This window comes from Trinickia dabaoshanensis, from assembly GCF_002879885.1.
Classification (GTDB): Bacteria; Pseudomonadota; Gammaproteobacteria; order Burkholderiales; family Burkholderiaceae; genus Trinickia; species Trinickia dabaoshanensis.
Genome location: NZ_PNYA01000023.1, coordinates 93,491 through 105,159, shown reverse-complemented (window position 1 = coordinate 105,159; position 11,669 = coordinate 93,491). Strand labels below are relative to the sequence as shown.

The 11,669-nt window shown below is 63.6% G+C and carries 7 protein-coding genes; 5 read left to right on the top strand and 2 right to left on the bottom strand.

Features of this window, described 5'->3' with window-relative positions:
- Nucleotides 1-24 precede the first annotated feature (24 nt).
- A complete protein-coding gene (locus tag C0Z18_RS22960; RefSeq protein ID WP_102647749.1) occupies nucleotides 25-693 on the bottom strand; it encodes a haloacid dehalogenase type II in 669 nt (222 codons plus the stop codon).
- Between the two features lie 445 nt (nucleotides 694-1,138).
- Between C0Z18_RS22960 and C0Z18_RS22955 the strand changes: the two genes are divergently transcribed.
- From C0Z18_RS22955 to C0Z18_RS22935, 5 genes are all read left to right on the top strand, one after another.
- Complete coding sequence (locus tag C0Z18_RS22955; protein WP_102647748.1) at nucleotides 1,139-1,999, top strand: GNAT family N-acetyltransferase; 861 nt, start codon at nucleotides 1,139-1,141, stop codon at nucleotides 1,997-1,999.
- Between the two features lie 192 nt (nucleotides 2,000-2,191).
- Nucleotides 2,192-3,589 (top strand): aspartate aminotransferase family protein, encoded by a 1,398-nt coding sequence (locus C0Z18_RS22950; RefSeq protein WP_102647747.1) that lies wholly within the window; start codon nucleotides 2,192-2,194, stop codon nucleotides 3,587-3,589.
- A gap of 43 nt (nucleotides 3,590-3,632) precedes the next feature.
- On the top strand, nucleotides 3,633-4,124 hold the full coding sequence (locus C0Z18_RS22945; RefSeq protein WP_102647746.1) for an Lrp/AsnC family transcriptional regulator: 492 nt from the start codon (nucleotides 3,633-3,635) through the stop codon (nucleotides 4,122-4,124).
- Nucleotides 4,125-4,223: 99 nt separating this feature from the next.
- On the top strand, nucleotides 4,224-5,312 hold the full coding sequence (locus C0Z18_RS22940) for a tartrate dehydrogenase (protein WP_102647745.1): 1,089 nt from the start codon (nucleotides 4,224-4,226) through the stop codon (nucleotides 5,310-5,312).
- A 59-nt stretch (nucleotides 5,313-5,371) separates the two neighbouring features.
- Nucleotides 5,372-6,844 carry an NAD-dependent succinate-semialdehyde dehydrogenase gene (locus tag C0Z18_RS22935; RefSeq protein WP_102647744.1) on the top strand — a complete coding sequence of 491 codons (1,473 nt, stop codon included), beginning with the start codon at nucleotides 5,372-5,374 and terminating at the stop codon, nucleotides 6,842-6,844.
- A 121-nt stretch (nucleotides 6,845-6,965) separates the two neighbouring features.
- Here C0Z18_RS22935 and C0Z18_RS22930 read toward each other — a convergent pair whose 3' ends face one another.
- Nucleotides 6,966-11,213 carry a hypothetical protein gene (locus C0Z18_RS22930; protein WP_146014076.1) on the bottom strand — a complete coding sequence of 1,416 codons (4,248 nt, stop codon included), beginning with the start codon at nucleotides 11,211-11,213 and terminating at the stop codon, nucleotides 6,966-6,968.
- Nucleotides 11,214-11,669: the final 456 nt, after the last annotated feature.

Sequence of the window (11,669 nt, the reverse complement as noted above, 5' to 3'; positions counted from 1 at the left end):
GAATGCCTTCAACCGGGGGCGCCTTCAAAGCCCGAGCATCGACGCCAAGTGCGGGATGTCGTTGACCTCGTAGTGTTCGTAATAGGGTGCAGCCGGTTCGTGTCCACGGTTGACGAAGGCTTTGTGCTTGATGCCCAGGTCATGCGCGGTCATGAGGTCGTAGCGCGGGCTCGACGAAACGTGCAGGACGTCCTCCGGATTGCAGCCGAGCCGCTCGAACATGTATTCGAAGCCTTGCATACGCGGCTTGTACGACTGAGCTTGCTGGGCCGTGAACACGGCATGAAACGGCGCGCCGAGCTTGTCCACGTTGCTTTGGATCTGATCGTCGGACGCATTGGAGAGGATGACGAGCTTGTACTTCTTGGCCAAGCGCGCCAACCCTTCCGGCACGTCGGGGTGCGGGCCCCACGTCGGCACGGCCAGATAGATGCTTTCGGCCTTGTTCTCGTCGAACGGTACGCCGACACGCTCGCAGGCGCGACGCAGCGCATTGACCACGACGTCGCGATAAGGCTTCCACGCGCCCAGCACTTCGTCGCGGCGGTAGCCGGCGAAGAAGGTGACGAGACGTTCGAGCGTCGCGGCATCGAGTGCTTTGCCATAGAGTTCGCGTGTCATCTCCGCCATGCGAAAACGAGTCAGCGTGCCGTAGCAATCGAAAGTAATGTATTTCGGCTCGAAGTCGATCATCTCGGTGTTTCCTCTAGTAAGCTCTTCAGCGGATTGCGAACTTCGTTGCGTTCGTGCGTCGGTACCGATCGCTTGCGTCATCAATCCATTTAATCAATGCAAAAACAAAAATGTCTCCAATTTGAATGGTGCCGGCCACACAAAGCGCTCGTTTTCGCCCGCCGCGACAGCACAGTCTGCGGCGCCGGCGGCACGTGCCACGCGAACGCGCCGGCGAAGCGGCCTGTCGGCTCCATGGATGAAATCGTACGTCGGCGGACACAGCATATGTCACCGACAAAATTCGCCCGACCGCACAACGCGCGCGTCGTCGCGTCGCGAACCAGCGAGATTGCATTGCACCAAAATCAACGCATGACGCGTCGTTCCGATGAAAAGATCGTCCTAGTCACGCCGCGTGGCGCGTGACACAGTTCGTACCAATCAAGACCATGAGGGGGTGTGCGTGTCCGACTCCATTCAGTACAGGCGATTCACCGCGGCGGATATCGAAGCCGCCCATGCGCTGACCGTCGAGCTCAAATGGCCGCATCGCGCGGAAGACTGGCAGTTCGTAGCCGGCATCGGGGAAGGCTTCGTCGCGGAGCGCGACTCGCGTCTCGTCGGCACCGTGCTCTGCTGGAAATACGGCGAGCGCACTTCGTCGCTCGGCATGGTGATCGTGTCGCCGGCCCATCAGGGATTCGGCATCGGCCGCAGACTCACCGAGATGGCGCTGGACGCGCTCGGCGCGCGTGCCACGCTGCTGCATGCGACACCCGCTGGGCGCCCGCTCTACGAAAAGCTCGGCTTCGCGCCCATCGGCACCCTCGACCAGCATCAGGGCGCGGCGCTGCAGCCGCCGCTTCTGCCGTTGCCGCCGCGCGAACGCTTGCGCCCGCTGGGGGCCAACGACGCCCCGCGCCTGATCGAGTTGGCCTCGCGCGCGAGCGGCCTCGATCGTTCGTCCGTGCTGCCCGCGCTGCTCGAATCCGCCGAAGGCATCGGTCTCGACCGCGACGGCGAACTGATCGGCTTTGCGCTGTTTCGCCGGTTCGGGCGCGGTCGCGCGATCGGCCCGGTCGTCGTCCCGCGCGATGGGGACCCCGTGCGCGCCAAAGCGCTCATCGGTCATTGGCTAGGCTCGAACCCCGGCATGTTCATTCGCCTCGATACGCCCGGCGACAGCGGGCTGACCGATTGGCTCGAATCGCTCGGCCTGACACGCGTCGACAGCGTCGTCAAAATGGTGCGCAACGCCGAGCAAATGCCCGCGCGCGACGACGAATTCGCCCAGTACGGCATCATCAATCAAGCGATCGGCTGACCGCTGCCGTGCGTAGCGGATCATTCGCCGCGGCCACCGGAGCCGGCCCGACGGAAGGTCAGCAGAAAATGCTGACCGCAACGATCAAAACGCGCGGCGTGCACTTTTCAGGGGCGATTTTCGGAAAAGGAGCGGAGTAGGTCACCGGTACCATGGACTCGTCATCGTTCCTACTCGCACAGGCCCGCCACCATGTCGATTTCCTCGCTCACCGAAGCCGACCGTAAGCACCTGATTCACCCGGTCGTCAACTATCGCGCGCACGAAGCGCGCGGCGTCACCCTCCTCGAATCGGCGCACGGATCGTTCGTCCGCGACGCCGAAGGCAACGAACTGCTCGATGCGTTCGCCGGCCTTTGGTGCGTCAATGTCGGCTACGGCCAAGAAAGCATCGTCGAGGCCGCTTGCGCGCAGATGAGAAAGTTGCCCTACGCGACCGGCTATTTTCACTTCGGTTCGGAGCCCGCGATCGAGCTTGCCGCGCAACTCGTCGAACGTACCCCCGCATCGCTCCAGCATGTGTACTTCACGCTGGGCGGATCGGACGCCGTCGATTCGGCCGTGCGTTTCATCACGCACTACTTCAATGCGATCGGCCAGCCGGCCAAGAAGCAGTTCATCTCGCTCGCGCGCGGGTATCACGGTTCATCGTCGTTCGGTGCGGGCCTGACCGCCCTGCCCGCGTTTCACCGCAATTTCGATTTGCCCTTGCCGCAGCAGCATTACATTGCGTCCCCGTATGCGTATCGGAGCAATTTCGACGACGACGCGGCCCTAATCGCGGCCTCGGTCGCCGCGCTCGAAGCCAAAGTGGCGGAACTCGGCGCGGCGCGCGTCGCGGCGTTTTTTTGCGAACCGATCCAAGGTTCGGGCGGTGTCATCGTACCTCCCGTCGGCTGGCTCAAGGCGATGCGCGACGCCTGCCGCAAGCTCGGCATTCTGTTCGTGGCCGACGAGGTCATCACGGGATTCGGGCGGACCGGGCCGTTGTTCGCCTGCGAAGCGGAGGGTGTCGAGCCCGATTTGATGACCGTCGCGAAGGGACTGACGTCGGGCTATGCGCCGATGGGCGCGGTCTTGATCTCGGACGAGGTGTACCGCGGTATCGCCGACGGCAGCCCCGACGCCGCGATCGGCCACGGCTACACCTACTCGGCGCACCCGGTCAGCGCCGCCATTGCGCTCGAAGTGATGCGGCTCTATCACGAAGGAGGCTTGCTCGCGAATGCGGCCGCACTCGGCCCGCGCTTCGCGCAGGGGCTCGACGCGTTGCTCGAACACCCGCTCGTGGGCGATTCGCGTCATCGCGGGTTTCTGGGCGCGCTCGAACTCGTCGCCGACAAGGACACCAAAGCCGGCTTCGACGCCGCACTGAAGCTGCCTGACCGGATCGCGGCCGCCGCGTATCGCAACGGGCTGATCTTTCGCGCCTTCGGCGACAACATCCTCGGCTTCGCCCCAGCGTTGTCCTACACCGCGGGCGAATTCGACCTGCTGTTCGAACGCTTGCGCCGCACGCTCGACGACGCGCTCGCCGAACCCGAGGTCCGGGCGGCACTCGATCGTCGGACCCGCGTGGCCGAGTGCTAAAGTAATCGCTCACCATTCGTGGCATGACTCGGGCAACAATACGATGAGCGGCGATTGCAAGCTTGACCGGATCGACTTGCGGATTCTTTCGCAACTTCAAAAGCGTGGACGCATCACGAACGTCGAACTCGCCGATGCCGTCGGCCTATCGCCGAGCCCTTGCTTGATCCGGGTCAAGCGGCTCGAGAAGGCCGGCTACATCGTCGGCTACGGCGCGCAGATCCAGCTCGAAAAACTGGGCGACGTGCAGATCGTCTTCACCGAAGTGACGCTGGCCGATCACCGGCGCGAAGATTTCGTCCGCTTCGTCGCCGCGATCAAGGATGTCGACGAGATCATCGAATGCCACCTCGCGAGCGGCGGCTACGACTATCTGCTCAAGTTCGTCACGCGCAGCGTGAGCCACTATCAAAGCGTGATCGAAGGCTTGCTCGAGCGCGATATCGGCATCGAGAAATATTTCAGTTACGTCATCATCAAATCGCCTTTCGTGAAAACGCACTACCCGCTCGAGGTGCTGTTTCCGCATTCTTGAATCCGGTCGCCGCCGCCATGACTTCATGCGTGTTTCAGCTTTCGTGATTCGCGACGGGCGGCCGCTTTCGCTTATTCCATATTTGGAGGCATTTCCATCATGGCAGGCACCTATCGAATCGCCGTCATTCCCGGCGACGGCATCGGCACCGAGGTCATGCCCGAAGGTTTGCGCGTGCTCGATGCAGTGAGCCGGCGCTTCGGCATCGCGTTCGAATACCAACATATCGAGTGGGCAAGCTGCGATTACTACCAAAAGCACGGCCGGATGATGCCGGACGATTGGAAAGTTCAGCTCGCCGGTTGCGACGCTATCTTGTTCGGCGCCGTCGGATGGCCCGCCAAGGTGCCGGATCATATTTCCCTCTGGGGTTCGCTGCTCAAGTTCCGGCGCGAGTTCGACCAATACATCAATCTACGGCCGGCACGGCTGTTCGAAGGCGTGTCGTCGCCGCTAGCCGGACGCCGCGCCGGCGACATCGACTTTTGGATCGTGCGCGAAAACACCGAAGGTGAATATTCGTCGGTGGGCGGGGTGATGTTCGAAGGCACCGACCGCGAGTTCGTGGTGCAGGAATCGATTTTTACTCGGCGCGGAAGCGAGCGGGTGCTGAAGTTCGCCTTCGATTTGGCACAACGGCGTGCGAGAAAGAAGCTGACCGTGGCCACGAAGAGTAACGGCATCGCGATCAGCATGCCGTGGTGGGACGAGCGTGCGGCCGAGGTGGCCGCTGGCTACCCGGACGTGACATGGGACAAACAGCACATCGATATTCTCTGTGCGCGCTTCGTGCTGAACCCCGATCGCTTCGACGTCGTCGTGGCGACGAATCTGTTCGGCGACATCTTGTCCGATCTCGGTCCCGCCTGCACCGGCACGATCGGCCTCGCGCCGTCGGCGAACCTCAATCCCGACCGCGCGTTCCCGTCGCTGTTCGAGCCCGTGCACGGCTCCGCTCCCGACATCGCCGGCAAGAACATCGCCAATCCGATCGCGATGATCTGGTCCGCGGCGATGATGCTCGACTTCTTGGGGCAGCACCAAGGCAAGGCGCGAGAAGCGCACGACGCGATCCTCGCCGCGATCGAAGCGACGCTGCGGGAAGGCCCGCGCACGGGCGATCTCGGCGGAAAGGCCAGCACCGCTGAAGTCGGTGCGGCAATCGCCGAACGCGTCGCCCGCGCATGACGTACGACTAACGACTAACGACTAACGACAGACACAGCACTACGAGAGGAGTCTCGAACATGACGCGAACCTTTTCGCCCGACGCCTTGATCCGCACGGAAAACTTCATCGGCGGCCAATGGGTGCCGGCCACCGACGGTAAGCGCTTCGCGGTCACCGATCCGGCCACGGGCGAGATCATCGCCGAAGTGGCCGACAGCCATGCAGCCGATGCGCGCGCGGCGACCGATGCCGCCGCGGCCGCCCTGCCCGCCTGGCGCGATACGTTGCCCAAGGCGCGCGCGGAAATCCTGCGGCGCTGGCACGCGCTCATCGTTGCGAATCAAGACGCGCTCGGCGCGCTGATTTCGCGCGAGCAAGGCAAGCCGCTGGCCGAGGGGCGCGGCGAAGTGGCTTACGGTGCATCGTACGTCGCCTGGTTCGCCGAGGAGGCGACGCGCATCTACGGCGACTTGATCCCGCCGCAGCAGCACGGCAAGCGCATGAGCGCCGTCAAGGAGCCGATCGGAATCGTCGCCGCGATTACGCCTTGGAATTTCCCGCTCGCGATGATCGCGCGCAAAATCGCGCCCGCATTAGCCGCCGGCTGCACCGTCATCGGCAAGCCCGCCGAAGATACGCCGCTCACGGCGTCGGCCCTCGTGCTGCTCGCCCACGAAGCGGGCGTGCCGCCCGGCGTGCTGAACCTCGTAACCGCCTCGCGCGAGCGCGGCATCGATGCCGTGGCCGATTGGCTGCATGATGGCCGCGTGCGCAAGATCACGTTCACGGGCTCGACGGCGGTAGGCAAGTATCTAGCGCGCGAATCGGCCGGCACGCTCAAGAAGCTCTCGCTCGAATTGGGGGGGAATGCTCCGTTCATCGTGTTCGACGATGCCGATCTCGATGCGGCCGTTGCGGGGCTCCTCGCGGCGAAATTCCGCAACGGCGGTCAAACTTGCGTCTGCCCCAATCGCGTTTATGTGCAGGCCGGCGTCTACGAACGCTTCGCTGCGTTGTTGGCCGAGCGCGTGGGCGCGTTGAAGGTCGGCCCCGCCAGCGACAGCGCCACGCAAATCGGGCCCATGATCAACGCTCGCGCGGTGGACAAAATCGCGCGGCACGTGGACGACGCGCTCACGCATGGCGCACGGCTCGTGACGGGCGGCAAGCGAATCACCGAACTGGGCCCGAATTTCTACACGCCGACCGTGCTAGCCGATGCGAACTCGAGCATGCAACTGTGCGATGAAGAAACGTTCGGCCCCATCGTCCCGCTATTTCGCTTTGAACGGGAAGAGCAAGCCATCGAGGCAGCCAACGCCACGCCTTATGGGCTCGCATCGTACTTCTACAGCAACGACATGAAGCGGATCGAGCGCGTGTCGCGCGCGCTCGAAGCCGGCCTCGTCGGCATCAACGAAGGGGCGATTTCGAGCGAGGCCGCACCGTTCGGCGGCGTCAAGGAATCCGGCTACGGCAGGGAAGGATCGAAGTACGGCCTCGACGACTATTTGTCGATCAAGTATCTGTGCCAGGGCAATTTGGCATAACGAGCGGGGGCGGCGAATGGCAGGCGCCGTCCCCCGTACCGGTGCTCGTGGCGACTTGTGCGATCCGCTCGATTCCGGCTCATATGCAATCGCGGCAACAGCTTCGCGCTGATCGCGCTCCCTATCGGGGCTTGCTTCGGCGTCCAAGCAACCGCGACAGACCGCGGCTCTTTTTCGCCGCGGGTGCGATTCCGGCCTTGGTATCCAACTGCTCCTTGATGCGTTGCAGATGCGCGCGCGTCTCGGCCGCGGTGTGATCGGTAGATCCCCCACGCGCCGCCCCGGCTGGCCGTTCCGACCCGACGCCGGTGCGCGGACGCGGCGGCTCGGCCTCCGTCTCGTTGAACAAGTCCAACAGGGTCGGTCGACGGCGTTGGCGGCCGACGGTTTCGTCCCCCTCGGATCTGCCGACCGAGTGACCGTGCTCAGGCGCCGCTTCTTCGATTTCGGCAGAGGCGATGCGGCGCGCCGCTACTCCGGCTGCGTCCGGCCGGAAAGAAGCTTCCGGCGCTTCCGTCTCCGGCTCGGGGGGGCGCACGGTAGCGTCGAACGCCGGCGTCGGCGTCGTTGTCGTTTCTCGTATGGCCGGCGTCTCGCCTGTCTCGCGTGAGGTCGAGGGAATATCGGTCTCTCTGGCCATTTCGACAGCCTTCGCTTTCAACATCTGCTCGCGCTCTTTCAGCGCGGGCACGCCGATCGTATCGAAGATGGTTTGGCGCTCGACCCGCAGGCCGGTGGTCTGCGCGTAGCGGAATCCGGCACTGACCTTAAAGCTGTCGGCCTCGCTGTATTTCTCGTACGATCGCAGCCCGACCGGCAGCCATGAGCCGGGTGCCGCAATGGTGCTTTGCCACTGCGCCGCGATTTGCCGGTGCAGCGCGTGTTCGCCGGGCGGCGTAACGCGCGAGAGCTGTTCCAGGCGGTTCAGCGTGTCGGCGGCTTGTTCCGTGAGATGACGGCGCGCGTAGAAGGCGTTGTAGGGCTTGTTCAGGCGACGGATCGTCTCGATGTGCTCATTGACGGCCGCGAGCCCCTTCGCCTGTCCGTTATCGGGATCGTTCCGGTGCGGATGGGCGAACATGTCGATCCACTCTTGCTTGGTCGATTCGATATACCGGATGTAGTAGCGGGCGCTATCGAATTCGAAATCCGCGACCGACTTCAGCGGAAGCAGCTTCCTGTTGTCCACCGCGAGGCGCAGTTTCGCCTGTGCGCCGGTCTCGGCCAACACCGCCGTCGCCCCGAATAGGTCGGCGGACGTATCGCCGGTCGAGCCGGTGATTGTCGACGTCGTGAGCGCGGCGCTCACTTTGTGTCGAGTGTACTTTAGCGCGCGCAAATTGAGGATTCGAAACGTGCCCGATTCATCGAGTTGGGAATAGGATCCATCCCATTGCTTCTCGAACGCGTAGCCGAGAGAAAGTGCGATCGATCCGCTCTGCGGTTCATGCTTGTCGAGCACTTTCACCGCAGACGCGCCGAGCCCGGTGGAAAATTCGCTGCGATGCCCGCGGCTCTTCTGCTCGACCCAGCTCAGCGAGAGATCCCGCTCGGCGTAAAACTCGTCGGCGAAGTCGCGGAAGAACGCATCGGCGTCTGCCATGCTACCGGGCACTTGCTGTCTCGTCTTGGCTGCGGCGAACAGGAATTCGGTTATGCGCGCGGCCAGATCGCGCACGTTTTTGTCACGCGCTGCATCTCGACGCGGGATGCGCAGCATCGCACCCGCCGCTTTGATGCGTTCGTGCTCGTAGGGCGTAACGTCGACGCTGTAGCCGGCTCGGTAGAGTTTCCAAAGCTTCACGCCGAAAAATCCGCCGGCGCCAAGGCGCCCGCGGTGCCGCTTTTCCGTACCGACGAAGATCTCCGCAGCGTGCACGGGAAGGGCAAACGACACCACCGCGTCACGCGCGCCTTCATAGCGCACCTCGACCCGGGCAGTGAGGGCGACGGGAATATGGGCGAAGATGCGTTTCGTGGTGCTCAAGGCACTCTTGGTGATGCCCTTCGTGCTGAATCCCTTGGAACTGCCGTGGATCAGGCGCACGGTATTGCCGCCGGGAATGTCCTTGACGAAGTCGATCAGCATGTCGCGGACGCTTTCGGGCGTCGTGTCTGCGGGGGTGCGCGGCCACGCATCTGCGATGTTTTCCGTCGCCCGCATCGCTTTTTTGAACGCGCTGCCGTCTTCCAGGTGCAGGACGTAATCCGCAAGCGCGTCGATGCTCTTGAAGCCGATGCGCTTGTTGCGGAGTCGCTGTTGGACATTCATCGCCGCCTGGTCGACCGCGCGTTCGATCGCTTCGGGGGAGCCTCCGACCACCTTTTCGACCGCACGCTTCGTATGTTCGCGCACCAGTGCAACGACCGCCTCGGGCAAGTCACCGTCCGAATAGCTGCGACCTGAGATCAGTTGATTGAGCGTTCGCTTGGCCGCATGCTCGGGCAACCAGTCTTCCAGCGCCACACGCAATGCGATCCACTCGCAGTGCTGATCGCTCAGGGAATCGGCGGGCTGACCAACCTGGTTGTCGGCGTTCGCATCGGTAGCCGGCTTCGTCTGGTACCACTTTTCCATTGCCTCGGCGAGGGCCTTCACGACTTGATCGACTTCCGGCGCGGTGAGCTCGCTCTTCAGCTTTTTCTCTTCATTGGCCAGCACAGCGCGGTTGCCGCCCGCGATACCGCTTCGTGCCGCGGATAGAGGCGATTTGTGCTTGCGCGGTAACAGCCCGCTGCCGTCGTGTTCTCGCCGGTCAATCCATGTCAAGCACTTATACAAACGCTCTTTGGTTCGGCGCAGATCGGACCCCGGCGCATCGTCGGTAAAGCCGTTGCGCCATGAAAATAGATCCGCCTTGTCGGACGGGCTCAGAACCGTGGGGTCGGCCGCGTGCGCGAGAAGCTTTTCGCTGGCTTCCGACACACGCTGAGCGAAGTTGGCGGCGCTCGACATGGGCGCTTGCCTTTCCAGGCGTGCGATGATCAGCGCTTCCGGCGTCGGCTTCGCATTCAGCGCCGCGGCCACGACGGAACTCGCCTGGAGATAGAAGCGCAAGTTTTCCTTATCCGCATCGGTGAGCCCGTGGTTTCCGACGGCGGCAAGCGCTTCGCTAAAACCGCTGGTAGCGGCAGCGTGCTGCAATGCGCCCCATGCGACCGACCGCGTCATCTCGGCCTGCTTGAGCCGCGCGTCGTATTCGCGCAAGTGAATTGGATTCGAGACGAACGAGATCAGCGATTCCTGAGCGCGCTTGATGAGATCTGCCGTGTCGTGCGACACGGCGATCTTCTCGCCCCCACGTGCATTCAGTTCGCCGTCCAGCGCATCGATTGCCGCCAGGTATTCCACGGCGGCGGTGGCATTGCGGTTGTGAAAGCGCGATGCGCTGTCGTGGACGCTCGGCCAAGAGCGCAGCGGCTCGAGCTCGGGTAGCGCCGCGCTGCGCATGGCAACGGGCAAGTCGCGTGCGGCCTGCGTGAACGCTTGCAGCGCCCGGACGTCGACCATCGGCGGGCCCTCCGGCGATGGCGACGTGAGACGGTTCTGCTGCAAAGTTTGAAATATCTTGTCCAGTCCGGCACGCAACTTAAGAATGTGGGTTTCGCGCGAAGTGGTCGAGGCCCCTCTAGCGTTCAGAATTTCCGAACGCAGATCGGCAGACTTCAAATAGGAGAAGACGTCCTCGTCGACCGACGTGGTACGTTCCGGATCAATCTGCAATTTCGCCGATGCGAGCGCAAGCGACACGAGCAGCGCGGTCTCGGGCGAATGGGCGGCTGCCATCGCATCGACCTGGTCGAGGAACGCTTCGGGCGTCGTACCGGCCTTCGCGGCCAGCGCCTGCCCCGCGGGCGACCGCCAGAACCCGAGAACATCCTCCGCCTGCACCGGCCGTTCACCTGGCAGCGACGGCGGGGCTGCGTGAGTTTTGGCGCTGGTTTGCGTCGACTTCGTGAGCTCTGTCTTCAGTTTGTCCATCGCGGCGCCCAACTCCGGGGGCACCTCAGGCCGCGCGGCCGGGTTCTCGGCTGCGCTGTTGCGCGCGGCGGCGGATTGCTCGACCTCGTGTTTGACCGCGGCGTAATCGCGCAATGGGGTCGTTGCGCCGATCCGCGAGCGCGACGTGAACGGTGTCTCCCAATCGCGCCGGGCAGTACCGCCCGCGGTAAAGCAGCTGAACGCGCGTTGGACGTGTGCGCGCAGCGTTGCGCCGGCCCGCTTCGCCATACTGGGGCGTTCCGGCACAGCGTCCGGCAACGTGGCCGGCGGCGCCAAAAATGCCTCGCTCGTTGAGGCTGTCGCGCCACGCGGCGCGTCGGTGTCGTTACGTTCATGCCCGCGCGTGCCGACGATGGAAGCTTCCACCGCGTGCTCGTCCGCCTCGATATTCACGGCGTGGTCACTGTTCCCATCGCCGCGAAAATCCAGGCGGGACGGCAAAGAATGGCTACGGGGCGCAGCCGGGGGCGAAGTTGTGGGATCGACGACGGCCTTACGTTTACGCAGGCTTTCGAACCGAGCGTCCGAGCGGCCGACTGACAACGGTTCGGACTTGACTCGCCCTACCGGTCGGCGGTCGTCTGGCTGGCCCGCGTCCCGTTGTGCTCGTGCGGGCCGCGAAATCGGTGAGACCATCGTTTTATCCCCTCAAAATTTCGTTTTGCTTGAGGTCGCGTATTCAATCGGTCGAAAGCACGAAGATTTACCGCAAACACGCAACGGCAATCGCAATTGCGCTCTTTCAAGCCTGGTAGCCGACTCGGGCCACGTTGGCCGGTAGCGCGTTCTGTGGCTTCTGTGGCGTGCCGAGCGATTCTCGTC